The following is a 17,493-nucleotide window of genomic DNA, read 5'->3' as shown; positions in this document are numbered from 1 at the left end:
TTTCCGCGCCAATTGAATTCAAATATTTCAAAATTGTAACTGAAAAAATTATATGATACTAGATACTATACACTGAGCTAACTAGAGACTATAAGATCAAAAGCCCACTCTTCATTTTTTTCTCTTATCTTTTTGAATAATTGTTGCGATAATTTTTGCTATCTCTCGTGTTTCGTTAACTAAAAGAAGTGCAGGATCCTTTGGCATAATAGTAAAATCGAATCTTCTCCTTAAGCGTCTCTCGTTCCTCTCCCTCTGAGATATTTGAAGGCACAGATAACGAAGAACGCAGTATTTGATCTTTTAGGGCAAAATTTCTATTCCCTTCAAATAACTCAATAATATCGCAAGCTAATCGAGCAGAACGTTGCCATACCCTCAAATTTTCAAATAACACTTCATCACCCCTATTTTGTTTAATTTAATAACTCTTACCGATAGACGTAGCCACTCTTATTAGTTTCTAGCCACTCTAAACATCTCTAGCTATATAAAATACATAGATAAACTATCAGCAATGAACACACCAGCTCTTATAGTCTCTAGTCAGCGCAGCATATAGTTTCTAGCCTCCAAAATCCTCTCAAACTCCTCGCGCACGTTATTCTCCCCATGCACCACAACCACCTCCTTCCTTCCGTCCTCAATCCCATCAACAAACTTAATTAAATCTGCTTGATCGGCATGAGCTGAATAGCCTGACATGGTATGAATTTGTGTATTTACATCTATTGATTGATTATCTATCCAGGCGGTTTGTTTTTGGTTTTGCAGATCTCGGCCTAATGTGCCATGAGCTTGGTAGCCAGCGAGAATGATGCAAGGCTCTGCGGTGCTTTTTAGGCGATTGACGACTTGCATATGTTCTTTGTGAGTTTCTATGGTAATGCATTGTTCAAAGTTAAGCGGATGACGTTGAGTTTGGTTTTGGCTTCTTTACTCCACAGTTTTTTAAAGCGGCGATATTGTCTGGTGACTTTGTTGGCTAATGGGGAATCTAAAATAATAGGAATTTTTGATGGTGGATTAAATGCTCGATATCAAACAGCAGCTCTTGGGTTCTGCCCACTGAGAATGCAGGAATAATGATTGCGCCACCATCTTTTAATGAACGCTCTATTATTTCTTGTAAGCGTTTTGCTCTGGTTTCTACGCTGTCGTGAAGTTTGTTGCCATAAGTGCTTTCGATTACTAGTAAGTCGGCACGTTTCGGTGGGATTGGATCAGGTAATAATGGGGTATTTGATGGGCCTAAGTCACCTGAGAATACGACGACTTCATTATTGGGGAGTTTAATTTCGACATAGGCCGAGCCGAGAATATGACCTGCGGGTTGGAATCTTAAGAGCAGGTGCGAGGGGCTAGTTTTTAGGGACGAGGAAGAGAGGGAAGAATGAGAGCGAGAAGATTTAGAGTAAGAGCTTGAGTCCGATGATTTAACTGTAGAAGAAAGTGGGATTCGGTGCCACTGGTTATATGGGATGAGTTTTATTTGTTTTCTTATTAATTCTAATACTCTTGCTCTTTGGCCTTTATTTAGGCCTAGTTGTAATTTTAAGCCATCATCTAACATTAATGGTACTAGCTCTGCTGTGGCTGGTGTGCAGTAAATGGGTTGCTTGAAGCCTTTTGCTAATAACCAAGGTAAGCGACCAATATGATCTATGTGAGTATGAGTAAGAATTAATGCTTTTAGGTGTGAGATGGGAAATTCGATGTCGAGTTTTTTGTCATTACCATGCTTATCTTTCGCGTCTTTTCCTTGAAATAAGCCGTAGTCGATTAATATGCCGTGCTTGTTACCGTTGTTATTAATGTTGAGTTCGTGGCAAGAGCCGGTGACGCCGAGTTTTCCACCGTGGTGTTTTAGGTTTATTTCAAGGTTTGTGGTTTGGGTTGAATTTTTTGAGGGTGTTGGCATGATTACTCCATTTTAAATAAACTATACGCTTTGCTAACTGTATTCACTGCGTGACTAGAAGCTATAAAAGCCAGTAATACTGATTAATCAAATACATCACTAACTCATACATTCCAGAACTTAACTTTTATAACTCAATTTCTATTCATTAAGCATTCGATACTTAATCAATCCGCTTCATTCATTGTACTTACAACTTGCTTTTCGGTTCATATCTCATGAATTACTCACAACAATATGATCTTATCGTTTCTAGTTAGCGAAGCGTATAGTCTCTAGTGGCGACGACTCACTAATACATTGTCGAAAAATTACCGCTGCCTTTTACTCCTTTATTTGCTACAATCGAATCAATTATCTTAATAAATCGTGGTATCAAAATGATCATTGTAACTGGCGGCGCTGGCATGATTGGCAGCAACATTGTTAAGTCTTTAAATGACAAGGGCTTCAACGATATTTTAGTGGTTGATAACCTTAAAGATGGCAAGAAATTCAAGAACCTAGTTGATCTTGATATTACGGATTATATGGATAAAGAAGATTTCATTACGCAAATTATGGCGGGTGATGACTTTGGTACAATTGATGCTATTTTCCACGAAGGTGCATGCTCTGCTACCACTGAGTGGGATGGTAAATACATGATGATGAACAACTATGAATACTCTAAAGAAGTACTTCATTTTTGTATCGAGCGTGAGATCCCATTCTTATACGCATCATCTGCAGCAACTTATGGCGATACGGATACTTTCGTTGAAGAGCGTGAGTATGAAGGCGCATTAAACGTGTACGGTTACTCTAAACAACAATTTGATAACTACGTACGTCGCCTATGGGCTGATGCTGAAGCGCACGGTGAAACGGTTTCTCAAATTACTGGTTTCCGTTACTTCAATGTCTATGGGCCTCGTGAGCAACATAAAGGCTCAATGGCTTCGGTTGCTTTTCATTTAAACAACCAAATGAATGCCGGTGAAGATCCTAAATTATTTGAACGCAGTGATGAGTTCAAACGTGACTTTGTTTACGTGGGTGATGTGACTGCGGTTAATCTTTGGTTCTTAGAAAATGGCGTATCAGGTATTTACAACTGTGGTACTGGCCGTGCTGAACCGTTCCGCGCTGTTGCTGATGCTGTAATTAAACATCATTGTAAAGGCAAAGTTCAAAGCATTCCTTTTCCTGAGCATTTAAAAGGCGCATATCAGGAGTTTACCCAAGCAGATTTAACTAAGCTGCGTGCTGCTGGTTGTGATGTTGAGTTTAAGTCGGTAGCTGATGGTGTTGCTGAGTATATGGCGATTGTGAATAAATAAGGTTGGAGCAGAGTTCAGATCGCTGCGCTTGCAGAATTCAGATATTGTTGCGGTGATTAATTAATTCACAACATACTTCTCTGAATCCTTCAAGGGAGCCTGCGACCGATCTAAATTCTTAATCATTGGTATTACATGAAAATTTTAATTATTGGCCCTTCATGGGTTGGTGATATGGTGATGTCTCAATCACTGTATATCACACTTAAACAACAACATCCTGACGCTGTTATTGATGTCATGGCTCCGGCATGGTGTAAACCCATTTTGGAACGCATGCCAGAGGTTAATCAAGCGATTGATATGCCGCTTGGTCATGGTGACTTTGATTTATTTGGCCGTCGTCGTTTAGGTAGACAACTTAAAGCCAATAATTATACTCATGCTTATATCTGCCCTAACTCTGCTAAATCTGCGTTGATCCCTTGGTTTGCTGATATTCCAAAACGTATCGGTTGGAAAGGCGAAATGCGTTATGGCTTACTTACCGATTTACGTTCAAATAAAAAGTCTTTCCAGTATATGGTTGAACGCTATGTAGCCTTGGCTCATCCCAAATCTGAGATGTTCAATTCAAGTTCGTTAGGTGGATTGGATAATTTACCACATCCTAGACTTACTATTGATGTTGATATTCAAAAAGCCACACTTGCTAAATTCTCCCTATCTACCGATAAACCAATACTTGGTTTGTGTCCTGGAGCTGAATTTGGTCCAGCAAAACAATGGCCTGTTGAACACTATGCAGCAGTAGCAAATGAAATGATTAATCGTGGCCATCAAATATGGTTATTTGGTTCTGAAAAAGATAAAGAGACAACTGAAAGCATTAAATTTTTGGTCGATTCAGATAACCAACCAGAAGTATTTAACCTAGCTGGTGATACTAACTTAATTGAAGCGGTTGACCTGCTTGCTGCTTGTAAAACCGTAGTTAGTAATGATTCTGGCCTAATGCACATTGCTGCTGCTGTTGGTTGTCATGTTGTAGGTGTATATGGCTCGACTTCTCCGAAATACACACCGCCATTAGCAGAAAAAGTTGATATTGTAAGTACTGATATTGAGTGTCGTCCATGTTTCAAACGAGAATGCCCTCTTGGACATTTGAAGTGTTTGAAAGAATTAAAACCAATAAAAATCATTAACACTTTGTAGTAGCTTATATGTCTATATTAAAAAATACGTTTGAGTCAAAAACATACAGTAACATAATGCTTTTATCAGTTTTTATGTATACTTTTTCCGTTGTTCCATTTCCTGAACTAAGTGATTTATTCAGGGCTGCTTTTTTTACCGGATCATTAGGGATACTTTATCTTCATCGAGATAAAATATATAAAGAGCCTATGGTCATTCTTTTATTACTTACAATATTAATTCAAGTACTAAGCTGGGTGAACAGCTTAGTATATATACCTGACCTTGCTAATTTATACCCTAAGATTGATCGTTTAAGTAAGCTATTCATATTTATATTCATGGCGTATTGGCTCAAAGGAAAAATTAAAAATGTATATATATTATGGAGTTGTTACATTTTAGGCTTTTTGACTGGTTGCATTGTCCACTCTGAATTTATAAATGAATTTAGTTCCGGGCTACAAGGAATCCGAGTTGATTTCAATATTAAAAACGCTCAATATACGTCAATGTTTTCAGGATTAAGTTTTATATTCTGTTTTTTCCACTTCATTTTACTTTCATTTACGAAGAATTTAACAAGTAATATAAAAATAAGAATTACTTGTTCTATAATTCTATTTATTTTAAGTGTTTTATTTTTCACCATGATAATAATAAGCCAATCTCGTATGGTATGGCTAGCAATCTTAATAACTATTACTTTTCTTCCTCTTCTATTTTCCATTTGTAATGAAAAAATAAAATTGAAACACAGCCTGTGTGGATACGTAATCATATTATTTCTTATATTTTTTATAATAAAAGAAATTTCACCTATGGTTGAAAAACGTAGTGGCCAAGGTGATATGCAATCTATTCATAAAATAATTAACCTTGACACTAAAAATATCCCCATGAGTAGCGTGGGTATTAGACTCAACTCTTGGATTGAATCAATACCATGGATCAACTCTCATCCAGTCCTTGGCTTAGACTCTAATACTCCAGGGTTAGTAATTTCACAATCAAAATTATTCAATGACCGAATTAATGAAAATTTCCGAATAATAAAAGGATTAAGTCATCTTCATAATTTTCATCTTGAAATTCTTGTATCATATGGAATTATAGGCTTACTATTAATTTATGCGCTTTATATTAATTTACCTCGCTCATTATTATCTATAAAAGAACAACTACCAAATGCTAACTTATGGATATTTTTATCTCTTTGTTGCATAACCTATTGGTTAACGATAAATGCATTTGAATCATTTAACTCTAGAAATTATGGTGTTTATTCACATAATGTTTTCTTTGCTGGTCTTTATACTTTTTATCTAGCTATAAAACTAGATTTAAAAGATAAAGACACGGAATAATTTACTATGACATCCTCTATTCTTGTTGTCTTATATAATTGCTCATTAGAGCAATCCGAAACAATAAAAGCACTAGAACTAACAAAAGTTAATATTTTTGGTACGACATTAGTTTTGTATAATAATGGTCCAATAAATATAGATGACAGTTTAGTAAGTACTTTAAGTAATAAAGGATATAAATGCTCCATAATTCAAGATACTAGTAATAAACCTTTGAGCTACATCTATAACCAGTTTGTAAAAGAAAATCCAAATGACCACTACATTATACTGGATCATGATTCTAAATTAAGTAATGAGTATATTAATACCATTATGGGCAACAGCATCAAAGGGCTTGGTCTTCCTATCGTTAAATCTGCTGGTAAAATATGTAGCCCAAATAAATTCCCAAAAAAAACATCTGCTAGTTTTGGCCGAAGAGATAAGATTGTAGCTATAGGCAGTGGATTAACCATTTCTCACTCTTTCTCTGAGCTTATAATTCAAAAATATGGTAATTTATTTGATGAACATTATGCACTCTATGGTGTAGATACTTCGTTTTTCTTAAGAATTAGAAAACTGAAAGCAATAAATCAACTCAGTATTATTCCAGGGTTTGATCACTCACTGTCTCGTGATGAAAATGAATCAAAAAGCAAACAACAATTTAGAAAAATTGAAATGGGTTATCATACAGCCCTTACATTACGGCATTACCCTAGTTTTTCATCATTAAAACGCTTCAGAAAAGTGTTATTAGAAAGCTTTTCAAGCAAAAACAAAGAGCTAACTAGCATTCTTTTAAAGACTTTATTAACTGGTAAACACCCTCGTTGTAATTAATTTAAATATTTAGGAAAAACCATGCGAATTGCCGTTGTTGTTAATTGCTTAAAAATTGGAGGAATGGAACGCGTTGCTGTCAATTTAGCCGATGCGTTTTACAATGATGGCCATTCTACTGAATTAATTTATTTAAAAAACCGAAAAAAAGAAGTTAACCCAAGAAATAAAAATTTACCTGTTCATCTGTTTAATTTAAAAAAAGCTGTTTTATCAACGGGAATTGGGATTATATGGTTTTTTATTTGCAAAATTTTAAATATAGTTTTAAAAAAAACATTCCCTCTTTGGTTTGCTTTTGCTGAGTCTTATTTTTTTAAAAAGAAACTTAACCAATTAGAGAAAAAAAATGGACTCCCATTTGATTTGATTATCTTTAGGGGGCAAGGTACGTTTGAACATTTATGGAACTTACATGATCCTCGATATGTTTATGTTTGTGAAAGTGTGCAAACTAAATATAGATATGGAAAGTTATCTAAATATATATTCTCAAAATTATTTAATAATAGAAAAGTTATTTGTGTTTCTGATGGTGCATATGAGAGTTTTTTGGATTTAGTAACCACTCATTCAATTGAACCCAAAAAACACCTGATGATTTCCAATCCAAATGATTTTCAACAAATTGAATTAGAGTCCCATACGCCAAAACAACTTCATCATAATCCATACATTTTAGGTTTAGGTAGATTAGTTCCTAATAAAAATTTCTCCTTGCTTATTGAAGCTTATGATTATGCTGTTAGTCGTTATAACATTGAAGAAGACCTATTAATTGTAGGAGGCGGTAAAGACTTAGATTCGATACGGAAAAAAATTGTCGATCTTAATCTTACAGAACGTATTTATTTAAAAGGCCAACAATCCAACCCTTTCCCTTGGTATAAACAAGCAGAATTATTTGTCCTAAGTTCTAAATCAGAAGGCTTAGGTATGGTATTGATTGAAGCTTTAGCTTGTAAGACAAAAGTTGTATCCACAGACTGCAAAGGGGGAGTTAGACAAATTATGAATGGAAGTTTAACCCATTTTCTAGCACAGGAAACTCCGGAGTCTCTTGGTGAAAAGATATACTTAGCTTTACATACCGAATGGAACGAGTCATTTGATTCTTCTATAAAAGAGACACTGAATAATTTTGATGCTAAAACGATTATCAATAAATATATAAATGAGTTTTCAGCATGATACTTCGCTTTTTTTACACTATTTTGCTCTTTTTACTGTCTCCTATTTTACTCTACTCTTTATATAAAAAAAAAGATGGGAAGCCGCCATTTCATCTGCGTTGGAAAGAGCATTTTGGTTTTTCTCCTCCCTTAAAATCCAAAGAAAGGCCGATTTGGATTCATGCTGTCTCGGTTGGTGAAGCCATTGCTGCAGTACCTATTATTAATGCATTAAAGAAACAGAACCCTGCACAACCGATCCTTATAACAACGACAACTAGTACTGGTGCTGAACAAATCGAAAAACTAGGCGATTTGGTTGAGCATAGATATATGCCTATTGATTTTTGTTTTGCGGTTCGTCGCTTTTTAAAAACAACAAGACCTGAAAATATGCTGATCATGGAGACAGAATTATGGCCAAATACTCTGCATACTGTTGCAAAGTTTGGTATTCCTATTTCAGTATTAAACGCTCGTCTTTCTGACAAGTCATTCTTAGGTTATAAAAAAATACAGCCACTATTTAACCTACTAGGTAAGCACTTAACTCATATTTGTTGCCAATATCAAGATGACGCAGAACGATTCATTGCTCTTGGTATAAAGAATGAAAAAGTGCATGTTACTGGTTCTGTAAAGTTTGATATCGACATTACACAACAAATACGAAAATCAGGAATAGACCTACGTATACAACTTGGAGAAGAACGGCCTATATGGATTGCGGCAAGTACGCATAAGGGTGAAGATGAACAAATCTTAGCAGCTCACGCATCTTTAATAAATGACACTCCTAATGCGCTATTGATTTTAGTACCTCGTCATCCCGAACGCTTCAATTCAGTATTTGAACTATGTCAAAACTTCAATTTTCGCACGATTAAACGTACGTCTAAACAAACAGTAACGGAAAATACTCAAGTCTATTTAGGTGATACGATGGGTGAGATGTTGACGTTAATTGGTGCTTCTGATATCTGTTTTATGGGGGGAAGCTTACTTGGTGATAAAGTTGGTGGTCATAATATATTAGAACCAGTAGCATTGGGAAAACCATCTTTGACTGGTCCAAGTTATTTTAATTTTCAAGAAATTACCCAACAACTTATCAATAATAATACTGTTACCATTTCTCATAATGCTACGGAGCTAACTGATAGCCTTATTTCCATTTTTCAGAATGAACAATATAGAGATTTTCTACGAAAAAATGCTTTAAGTTTTATGAAAAAAAATACAGGTGCTGTAATGAAAACACTGCATCAAATTAATAAGATATAGGCGATGATGGAATGAAAGAAGTTAATTACGAATATCCATTAAAATCCACTTGGGAATGTTCAGTTATTATTTCGGATAGTGGTTTTGTGGAATGCAAGAATCAAGATTCATCTATAATCGACAACCACTCGATTTTACTGCGTTTCAACTATACATCGTTAAGCAAAAAGAAGCCTGGAGTCATTTCAGTAAATAATCATGTGTTATCGACCAAACAATACTTTGAAGCTGGCCAGAAAGGTATTCGATATTTAAATATTACGGGAATAAAAAACTTAAAAGACATCTCAATCACATGCAAAAACTGTAAAATATCTTCTAATAGTCAATTACTTGGTTTTAAAAACCCTGATCTAACATCAGGGCCAATATTAATTATTGCCCCTCATGCTGATGACGCAGAGCTTTCTGCATATGGCTTATATAGTGATCACGCTCTTAATACTTGGATCGCAACGATTAATACTGGCTCTAATTTACAAGGATTAGAACGCCAATATATTCAAAACTTAGATACTGACATTTCACTAGCTGAGAAACGTAAAGGTTATGTTCGAAGCTGGAACGCAATGACAACGCCTTTACTCGCTAAAGTACCTATGCAACAACTGTTGTCTTTAGGTTACTTTAACATTTCAAGTTCATCTGTACTGAATACTCCAAAAGACATTGTCTCACACCCTTCCATTTCTGATATATCTCCGAATAACTTTCGTCAATGGAATCATGTGAAGCTATCTAATGATACTCATAATATAAATAGTGGGGAGTCTCTAATTCAAGATATTATTGAACTTATTGAGCATATTAAACCTAGAACTATTTTGGTTACTCATCCTGAAATTGATCCTCACGATGAGCATATTGCCTCTGCTATTGCTTTACATTTAGCACTACAAAAAAGTACATTTATTCCTGAAAATATTCTATTTTATGTTAATCATCTACGAGGCATAAAACTATTCCCTTATGGCCCAGAGCATTCTAGAACAGCTCTGCCACCATGGTTTGGAAGTAGCTCATTACTAGGCGATAGCTCTTGTTATAGCCACGCATTGGCTTACTCAAAGCAGCAAGAAAAAGTCCTCGCTTTTGATACGATGCATGATTTACGTTCGAAAGATAGACTTGAGAAAAGACTTAAACGCTGGGTTAATCAGAAAATAAAAAAAAATGGCTACCAATATTATGGTAACCATAGTTATTTTCAAACACACATCAAAGCTGATGAAGTGTTTATCACCATAAATGGAGATGTTTTTAAAAACAAAACGTTTTATTAAAATATTTCATAAAAGCCTTCTTAATCAAGAAGGCTTCTTGTTACAACTGTTTATTTACTAAATCGACTGATCTGCTCTAGCGCTTCTTGAAGATGTTGATAATTTAATTGAGCATCTTTCATTGGTTGGTTTTTCTTATCAAGCAATTGATACTGGCCTGTCGCACCAACCTCTAAAATTGATTCTTTATCAATAATTGCATAACCACTGTAGTTAGATGACATGATCCAATTCCTATCTACATGCTTACCTAGTAAATCTTCACCTGCAGAATAATCTTTAATGTTATTAGTTATTCCTAAATAGTGTTTCATTAATGTTGGTGCTATATCTTGATGACTTGTTAAATCATCCGAACTCCAATCTAATGTTTTACTATTTACACCAGGAGCAATAATAACAAAAGGGACGTTTACTTGAGCATCAGTAAAGTTACTATTATGTCCCCAGAAATTCATACGATTATCATTCATTTCCTGTCCATGATCGCCTGTAATGATCACTATTGTATTATCTAAATCACCTGTTTCTTTTAATTTATCTAAAACTTGTTTTGCTACACTATCAACAAAGTGAACACTGGTTTTATAGCGATTAAAAAACAAGGTTGGATCGGTGTCATTGTTTAATTCTAAATAATTAATGTTATCTAGCATTGGTTCATAACGATGTGCGTAGTCTTTAGGGAAATCATAGCCATGCGGTGCATCATAGAATAAAAATGAAAATGCAGGTTTTGAGGTGTCACGTTCGTCATACCACTCCAACCAATCTTTAGTTAAGTCTTTATCTAACTCTGATGGTGAGTTACCTTCTGATTTGATTCGTAAATTAGGGATATTTTTAAATACAGTCTGATTAAATTCAGGCTTCTCAAGTTGCGCGGCTGTGAATATTCCCATTTCATAATTTAATTCTTGGAGACGATCAATCAATACTGGTGATTTTTGGTTCGCTAGAAAACCATGCCAATACGTTCCAGGAATACCGTAAAATAAACCAAAGATACCAGTCCGTGTCGCATTACCTGTTGCTATATGATTATTAAAAATCATCCCATCTTGTGCGTATTGCCACATGTTTGGGGTATTTTCAGCATTAAAAGTATCTGCACGCCATGAATCAATCGTTAAGATCATTATATTTATTGGTTTTTTTACAACTTCTTTTTGTAATGGCGCAAGTGGGTAATTTAAATCACTCTTACGATTAAGTTTCATCGCTTTTTGTTGAGCGATAGCCTCTTCATTTACCCAGCCATATTTTTTCATCATACTTGTTGATGTTGCAGGATAAAACACAGGTAAATAACGCTTAACGGTAGTCACTGGTTGATAAGCATTCGCTGCAGCCCATATATGAATACCGTGTGTTGCTAACAGTGCAAGGAACGTAATAAGAGCAAATTTACGGCCTAACTTATTTTGTGTTATCGCAGCTGGCTTTTCTAGCCATGAAATCAATAAGTATTGACCGACAACAAGTGCAATCACCCCGCCAATAACCGTTATCCATGTAATCAATGGAAAACTAACGACTTGCCCAGATAAAACTAATTCAAGCACAACCGCATTAATGTGGAACCGATATTGTGCAAACACTAACGTATCGATAAATAAGACAGCAATACCAAGCGAGGCTATGAATGCTTGAAGTCCATTTCTAATTTTACTATTTGAGATAAGGAGCATAGGAATTGCAACCAAGCCTATTAGCCCAGCAAGCAATACCATTTGGCTAAAAGTAGCTGATACTAAAAAGGTTAGTCCCAGTATATCTGTTGGAATTTCTGGTAAAAAAGCAAAATAACGAGTTGTAATCGCCATTGCAATTAAGCTATTTATTAATATAAACCAGCCATGACTATGAAGTTTTTGTTTAAAATTAGATATATTCTGCATAATTAACTCGGTGTAAGCCTTATCACCTGTACTGTAAATATTGAAAACGTTATATAATCTCGCACAGATTTAATGTGTAAATAAAAAAGGGAAATAACAATGAAAATAGCGGTCTTTGTTCCAAGCAGACCACACTTTGGTAACATTCTAACTCAATTACCTTTTTTCTGCGCATTAAAAGCTGAATACCCGAATGCAAAAATTGAAGTATGGTCAAAGTTCGAACAAAGCAAAGTGTTACTTACTGTGGATGCTATTACTTCAATTATCAACTATAAAAAGTTTAGTTTTTTTCGTTTAGTTAATGAACTTAAAGCTCATGAATATGATGCCGTATATAATTTATATTCAGGTTCAGATAAAGTACATGCCGCTATAAAATTAAGTCATATTAAACAATCATTTGGGCACAGTAGTAATACGTTACACAAGTATTGCTACCTACACTATCTTCATATAAATAAAGGTTTTCAATACATTGCAAATAGCCACCTAAACTTATTAAATAGCGTTAGAGATAAGAACTACAGACCTAACATTATCAAGTCTTTAGTTAATACTAACACCCAAAAAGAAGCCGTGGGATTAACCTTACTTCCAGGCGGTGGAGCTGGTGACTATAAACGATGGGCTCTAAAACATTATCTAGCTACTGCTGAACAAATTGCTACTCACTACCCTGAACTATCCGTAGTTAATTTGGTTCTTGGTCCTGATGAGAAACATTACGAAGAAAGCATTCCAAGTGAAATTGCGAATATTCCAACCAAAATTCATCATTGCCCTACGGTATCAAGCCTGATTGAACTAGCTTTGTCCTCTAAACTTTCTATTGCTAATGACTGCGGACCAACTCATATCTTTCAGATGTTAACCGTACCTCTAATAACACTATGGGGATGGAAAAACCCAGAGGCTTCTCCATACAACACAATGAATGAGTGGTTTTATTCACATGAAAACTCTTGGACTATTGCACCAAATGAAGAAGATAAATGTATTAATTCAATTACTGTCGATAAGGTTAGCGCATTAGCTTTAGCACAACTTAATCGACAATAAAGAACTGACTTACCTTGAATTCAAAACAAGGTAAGTTTATTCATTTAATCACACAATGATAAGGTACTTGTGAAAAACATAATCCAACCTGATCTTTATTAGAAAGTAAGGGCTCATCATTTAATGGCCACTCTATATTCAATGTAGAGTCATTCCACTTAATTGATATTTCAGCGTTCGGATTGTAATAGTCTGTACATTTATAAACAAATTCTGCTTCATCACTTATCACGTAAAAACCATGAGCAAAGCCTTCTGGCACCCAAAGTTGACGCTTATTCTCAGCCGACAAATATTCTCCAACCCACTGACCAAACGTCGGTGAATTTTTTCGAATATCTACGACAACATCAAACACTTCACCAGACACCACACGCACTAATTTCCCTTGCGTATTTTCTGTTTGGTAATGCAATCCACGCAAAATCCCTTTTTTAGATTTTGAATGGTTATCTTGAACAAATTGCGTAGCCTTACCTGTTACAAGCTCTTCAAACTGCTTTTGATTCCAAGTTTCCATAAAGAAACCTCGTTCATCACCAAAAACACTTGGCTCTATAATTTTCACATCAGGAATGCGGGTATCAATTGCTTTCATTATCTTAGCCTTTATATGCTTGGATATTCTTTAATGCAGCAGTCCAATCACTGGCTTTAATTGCAAAGTTCTTTGTGATTTTATCTGTACTTAATCGAGAATTAATTGGACGTTTTGCTGGTGTTGGGTATTGGTCAGTTGTAATATTTGTTAAGATCGGCTTATTTGAAATAACGGTTTGTTTAACCGCTGTATCAAAAATAGTTTCAGCAAATTCAAACCAACTCACATGAGGTAAGCCTGAGTAATGATAAATACCGTAATCAATCTCATTACCTCCTGTAATTCGCTTTGCTATTTGAACTAACGCATGAGCAATATCACCTGCGTATGTCGGACCACCAAATTGGTCTCCGACAATACTTAGTTCATTTCGAGTAGTGCCTAGGCGCAGCATGGTTTTCACAAAGTTATTGCCATTCTCACCAAACACCCAAGCAGTACGAAGAATAATGTGTTTATCACACGCATTAGCAACTGCAATTTCACCTGCTAATTTACTTTCACCGTAGACACCTTGTGGGTTTGTAGTATCAGTTTCTTGATACTCACCCACTTTATTGCCTTCAAATACATAATCCGTTGAAATATGCAGTATTGCAGCACCAACACTTTGTGCAGCTTGTGCTAAATAATTAGGACCATCACGATTAATAGCATAAGAAAGTTCAACTTCCTCTTCAGCTTTATCTACTGCAGTATGCGCAGCAGCATTAATAATGATGTTTGGTTGAAACTCAGCTACTGCATTATTTACCGCCTCTTGATTTGTAATATCAAGATTCTCTTTATCAAGCGCTAGTGCGATTGTATTTTCATCACCAGAAAGTTGTTGAGTTAAACAATAACCCACCTGCCCGTGACAACCTGTAATCAATACTCGCATTAGCTCGCCACCTTCTTCTGATTTTCATTAACTAGGCGAGTTAAATATTGCCCATATTCATTTTTCATCATTGGCTTTGCAAGAGCTAATACTTGTTCGTCATTTAACCAACTATTTCGCCAAGCAATCTCTTCTAAGCATGCTACTTTTAGCCCTTGTACATTTTCAATGGTTTGTACAAACGACGATGCTTCATGCAAGCTCTCATGAGTACCAGTATCTAACCACGCAAAACCACGACCGAATAACTCAACACTTAACGAGCCGTCATTTAGGTACATTTCATTTAGTGTGGTAATTTCAAGCTCACCACGATGTGAAGGCTTGACTTGCTTTGCCATTTCTACCACTCGATTATCATAGAAATACAAACCTGTTACAGCATAATTTGATTTTGGCGTTTCTGGTTTTTCTTCAATCGAAACCGCTTTCATCTCTTCATCAAACTCAACCACACCAAAACGCTCAGGGTCTTTTACTTGATAACCAAATACCGTAGCTAAACCTTGGTCTGTTAACTCTCTAGCTCGAATCAGTTGTTGACTAAAAGACTGCCCATAGAAGATGTTATCACCAAGCACTAAGCACACACTGTCATCGCCAATGAATTCCTCACCAATAATGAACGCTTGTGCTAAACCATCAGGGCTTGGTTGAATGACATACTCTAGGTTAATACCAAAATCTGAACCATCACCCAATAAACGTTTAAAACCAGCATTATCTTCAGGAGTGGTGATAATTAGAATGTCTTTAATACCCGCAAGCATTAACGTCGAAATTGGATAAAACACCATTGGCTTATCGTAAATAGGCAAAAGCTGTTTTGATATACCACGAGTCAGTGGGTATAAACGAGTACCAGAACCACCTGCAAGTACAATACCTTTCATTATTTAGCCGCCTTTTCAATTACTGTAGACTCTGAAGATGTGCCTAAACGCTCTCTTGCATAAGAACCATCTAACACTCGTGACCACCATTGTTTGTTATCTAAATACCATTCAACAGTTTTACGAATACCTGATTCAAATGTTTCTTCTGGTTTCCAACCTAGCTCACGCTCAATTTTCGACGCATCAATTGCGTAACGAACATCGTGTCCAGGTCGGTCTGTTACATAGGTAATTAAATCAAGGTATTGGTTAACCCCTTCTGGTTTATTAGGGGCTAACTCTTCAAGCAATGAACAAATGGTCTTAACTACTTCAATATTCGCTTTTTCGTTATGACCACCAATATTGTAAGTTTCCCCTACCTCACCTGCAGTAACTACTTTGTACAAAGCACGCGCATGGTCTTCAACAAACAACCAATCACGAATTTGCATACCATTCCCGTAAACCGGTAATGGCTTACCATCTAGTGCATTCAAAATCATTAATGGAATAAGTTTCTCAGGGAAGTGATACGGACCGTAATTATTTGAGCAGTTGGTTACTACTGCCGGTAAACCATAAGTACGTAACCAAGCTCGAACCAGATGGTCAGAAGAGGCTTTAGATGCAGAGTATGGGCTAGAAGGTTCATACGATGTTGTTTCAGTAAACAAGTCATCTGTACCTTCTAAGTCACCATACACTTCATCTGTTGATATATGGTGAAAGCGAAATACTTGTTTTTTATCATCAGACAAGGTATTCCAGTAAAAACGCGTTGCTTCAAGTAAGGTATAAGTACCTACAATATTAGTTTCAATGAATGCTGCTGGGCCATCAATAGAGCGGTCAACATGAGATTCTGCTGCTAGGTGCATCACAGCATCTGGTTTATGCTCTAAAAATACTCGGTCTAATTCAGCTCTATCACAAATATCAACTTGTTCAAACGCATAACGCTCATGAGAATCAACATCAGATAGTGATTCTAAATTACCCGCATAAGTCAATTTATCTAGGTTAATAACGTTATCTTGTGTGTTACTGATAATGTGACGAACAACCGCTGAACCGATAAAGCCTGCACCGCCTGTAACTAATATTTTCATGTTTATACCTTAATTTTTAATTACCAAGTAAATGGTTCCACTCTTTACTCGTCCAATAAATATTCTTTTTATTCACTTCTTTTACAAACGAGCGTTTTAATCTATCCCAGTTATTTTGCTTCCAGTCATCGCCTTTTTGTTGATAGCACTTATCAAAATCAATAATCCAGACACTCTCTTTATCATCAATCAAAATGTTATGGATATTTAAATCAGTATGATTGACTTGAACTGCGTGCATTTTACGAATTTCATTACCAATCTTTTGATATATCTCTTTTGATAATGGTTTTTCTTGCAAAATCGCAACCAAATCACGTGCATTAGGTATCTTTTGACTTAATAAATCAGCTTGATAACAAAAGATTCGCTTTACTACTTTTGCTGCTATTGGCTTTGGTACATTAACATCCGCTTCTATTAACGTATTTAAAAGCTGAAACTCTTGGTAACTGCGTGTTTTTTCCCAACCTGTGAATATGTAATGATCTTTAATTAGCTTCCCAAACAACCCACCACGACGATAATGGCGCAATGCGGCATCCATCTTATCAAGAGCTACAAACCATGTCGTTCCTCGCCCTTGGGCTGAACCAATGACTTTATTTTGCTGTTGCCAATATTCGGGATCACAACACTGCTCTGGTAAGTCAGTTAAGATTGAGTCGTCATACCAAATGGTTTGTTTTGTTGTTTGGATTATTTTCATATAAAAACCAAGAGTTCAGATCGCTTCGCT

The 17,493-nt window shown here is 35.7% G+C and carries 15 protein-coding genes and 1 pseudogene; 8 read left to right on the top strand and 8 right to left on the bottom strand.

All coding sequences use genetic code 11. From position 1 onward, the window contains the following. Window positions 1-175 precede the first annotated feature (175 nt). Both AC2INI_RS00680 and AC2INI_RS00675 read right to left on the bottom strand, forming a co-directional pair. A complete protein-coding gene (locus AC2INI_RS00680) occupies window positions 176-397 on the bottom strand; it encodes a four helix bundle protein (protein WP_486305111.1) in 222 nt (73 codons plus the stop codon). 149 nt (window positions 398-546) lie between these two features. Continuing rightward, a pseudogene (locus AC2INI_RS00675) lies at window positions 547-1,921 on the bottom strand (MBL fold metallo-hydrolase RNA specificity domain-containing protein). Between the two features lie 380 nt (window positions 1,922-2,301). On the opposite strand from AC2INI_RS00675, the gene rfaD reads away from it, so the two are divergent. The 7 genes from rfaD to AC2INI_RS00640 all read left to right on the top strand — a co-directional run bounded on the left by rfaD (window position 2,302) and on the right by AC2INI_RS00640 (window position 10,320). Continuing rightward, window positions 2,302-3,243 (top strand): ADP-glyceromanno-heptose 6-epimerase, encoded by a 942-nt coding sequence (gene rfaD, locus AC2INI_RS00670; protein WP_486305110.1) that lies wholly within the window; start codon window positions 2,302-2,304, stop codon window positions 3,241-3,243. A 135-nt stretch (window positions 3,244-3,378) separates the two neighbouring features. Further along, window positions 3,379-4,401 carry a lipopolysaccharide heptosyltransferase II gene (gene waaF / locus AC2INI_RS00665; RefSeq protein ID WP_486305109.1) on the top strand — a complete coding sequence of 341 codons (1,023 nt, stop codon included), beginning with the start codon at window positions 3,379-3,381 and terminating at the stop codon, window positions 4,399-4,401. A gap of 8 nt (window positions 4,402-4,409) precedes the next feature. Then, entirely contained in the window at window positions 4,410-5,750 is a 1,341-nt protein-coding gene (locus AC2INI_RS00660) for an O-antigen ligase family protein (protein WP_486305108.1), read from the top strand. Window positions 5,751-5,756: 6 nt separating this feature from the next. Beyond that, on the top strand, window positions 5,757-6,581 hold the full coding sequence (locus AC2INI_RS00655; RefSeq protein WP_486305107.1) for a glycosyltransferase family protein: 825 nt from the start codon (window positions 5,757-5,759) through the stop codon (window positions 6,579-6,581). 21 nt (window positions 6,582-6,602) lie between these two features. Next, window positions 6,603-7,772, top strand: a complete 1,170-nt coding sequence (locus AC2INI_RS00650; RefSeq protein ID WP_486305106.1) for a glycosyltransferase — start codon at window positions 6,603-6,605, stop codon at window positions 7,770-7,772. Next, window positions 7,769-9,037 carry a lipid IV(A) 3-deoxy-D-manno-octulosonic acid transferase gene (gene waaA, locus AC2INI_RS00645; protein ID WP_486305105.1) on the top strand — a complete coding sequence of 423 codons (1,269 nt, stop codon included), beginning with the start codon at window positions 7,769-7,771 and terminating at the stop codon, window positions 9,035-9,037. The genes AC2INI_RS00650 and waaA overlap by 4 nt, the downstream gene beginning before the upstream one ends. An 11-nt stretch (window positions 9,038-9,048) precedes the next feature. Further along, window positions 9,049-10,320 carry a hypothetical protein gene (locus AC2INI_RS00640; RefSeq protein WP_486305104.1) on the top strand — a complete coding sequence of 424 codons (1,272 nt, stop codon included), beginning with the start codon at window positions 9,049-9,051 and terminating at the stop codon, window positions 10,318-10,320. Window positions 10,321-10,370: 50 nt separating this feature from the next. On the opposite strand, the gene AC2INI_RS00635 is transcribed toward AC2INI_RS00640, so the two are convergent. Continuing rightward, window positions 10,371-12,221 carry a DUF3413 domain-containing protein gene (locus AC2INI_RS00635; RefSeq protein ID WP_486305103.1) on the bottom strand — a complete coding sequence of 617 codons (1,851 nt, stop codon included), beginning with the start codon at window positions 12,219-12,221 and terminating at the stop codon, window positions 10,371-10,373. Between the two features lie 99 nt (window positions 12,222-12,320). Here AC2INI_RS00635 and AC2INI_RS00630 point away from each other — a divergent pair, with 99 nt between their 5' ends. Next, a complete protein-coding gene (locus tag AC2INI_RS00630; RefSeq protein ID WP_486305102.1) occupies window positions 12,321-13,283 on the top strand; it encodes a glycosyltransferase family 9 protein in 963 nt (320 codons plus the stop codon). Between the two features lie 40 nt (window positions 13,284-13,323). Here AC2INI_RS00630 and rfbC read toward each other — a convergent pair whose 3' ends face one another. The 5 genes from rfbC to AC2INI_RS00605 are packed head-to-tail and all read right to left on the bottom strand — an operon-like array spanning window position 13,324 to window position 17,463. Then, on the bottom strand, window positions 13,324-13,881 hold the full coding sequence (gene rfbC, locus AC2INI_RS00625) for a dTDP-4-dehydrorhamnose 3,5-epimerase (RefSeq protein WP_486305101.1): 558 nt from the start codon (window positions 13,879-13,881) through the stop codon (window positions 13,324-13,326). Between the two features lie 4 nt (window positions 13,882-13,885). Next, window positions 13,886-14,767: a dTDP-4-dehydrorhamnose reductase gene (rfbD, locus tag AC2INI_RS00620; protein ID WP_486305100.1), complete on the bottom strand. Its 882-nt coding sequence runs from the start codon at window positions 14,765-14,767 to the stop codon at window positions 13,886-13,888. Then, window positions 14,767-15,660, bottom strand: coding sequence for a glucose-1-phosphate thymidylyltransferase RfbA (gene rfbA, locus AC2INI_RS00615; RefSeq protein ID WP_486305099.1), 894 nt, complete (start codon window positions 15,658-15,660; stop codon window positions 14,767-14,769). Before rfbA ends, rfbD begins: the two co-directional genes overlap by 1 nt. Continuing rightward, the gene (rffG, locus tag AC2INI_RS00610; protein WP_486305098.1) at window positions 15,660-16,754 is read right to left on the bottom strand and encodes a dTDP-glucose 4,6-dehydratase; all 1,095 of its coding nucleotides are present in this window, start codon (window positions 16,752-16,754) and stop codon (window positions 15,660-15,662) included. Before rffG ends, rfbA begins: the two co-directional genes overlap by 1 nt. Before the next feature lie 16 nt (window positions 16,755-16,770). Continuing rightward, window positions 16,771-17,463, bottom strand: coding sequence for a 3-deoxy-D-manno-octulosonic acid kinase (locus tag AC2INI_RS00605; protein ID WP_486305097.1), 693 nt, complete (start codon window positions 17,461-17,463; stop codon window positions 16,771-16,773). Window positions 17,464-17,493 lie beyond the last annotated feature (30 nt).

Source organism: Aliivibrio friggae (assembly GCF_057368515.1).
The sequence above is the reverse complement of the archived record's forward strand: the minus strand, read 5'-3'. Positions and strand labels throughout refer to the sequence as shown.

Coding starts and splice junctions, on each gene's coding strand:
- rfaD (WP_486305110.1), top strand. CDS start 2,302: ATGATCATTGTAACTGGCGGCGCTGGCATGATTGGCAGCAACATTGTT.
- waaF (WP_486305109.1), top strand. CDS start 3,379: ATGAAAATTTTAATTATTGGCCCTTCATGGGTTGGTGATATGGTGATG.
- AC2INI_RS00660 (WP_486305108.1), top strand. CDS start 4,410: ATGTCTATATTAAAAAATACGTTTGAGTCAAAAACATACAGTAACATA.
- AC2INI_RS00655 (WP_486305107.1), top strand. CDS start 5,757: ATGACATCCTCTATTCTTGTTGTCTTATATAATTGCTCATTAGAGCAA.
- AC2INI_RS00650 (WP_486305106.1), top strand. CDS start 6,603: ATGCGAATTGCCGTTGTTGTTAATTGCTTAAAAATTGGAGGAATGGAA.
- waaA (WP_486305105.1), top strand. CDS start 7,769: ATGATACTTCGCTTTTTTTACACTATTTTGCTCTTTTTACTGTCTCCT.
- AC2INI_RS00640 (WP_486305104.1), top strand. CDS start 9,049: ATGAAAGAAGTTAATTACGAATATCCATTAAAATCCACTTGGGAATGT.
- AC2INI_RS00635 (WP_486305103.1), bottom strand. CDS start 12,221: ATGCAGAATATATCTAATTTTAAACAAAAACTTCATAGTCATGGCTGG.
- AC2INI_RS00630 (WP_486305102.1), top strand. CDS start 12,321: ATGAAAATAGCGGTCTTTGTTCCAAGCAGACCACACTTTGGTAACATT.
- rfbC (WP_486305101.1), bottom strand. CDS start 13,881: ATGAAAGCAATTGATACCCGCATTCCTGATGTGAAAATTATAGAGCCA.
- rfbD (WP_486305100.1), bottom strand. CDS start 14,767: ATGCGAGTATTGATTACAGGTTGTCACGGGCAGGTGGGTTATTGTTTA.
- rfbA (WP_486305099.1), bottom strand. CDS start 15,660: ATGAAAGGTATTGTACTTGCAGGTGGTTCTGGTACTCGTTTATACCCA.
- rffG (WP_486305098.1), bottom strand. CDS start 16,754: ATGAAAATATTAGTTACAGGCGGTGCAGGCTTTATCGGTTCAGCGGTT.
- AC2INI_RS00605 (WP_486305097.1), bottom strand. CDS start 17,463: ATGAAAATAATCCAAACAACAAAACAAACCATTTGGTATGACGACTCA.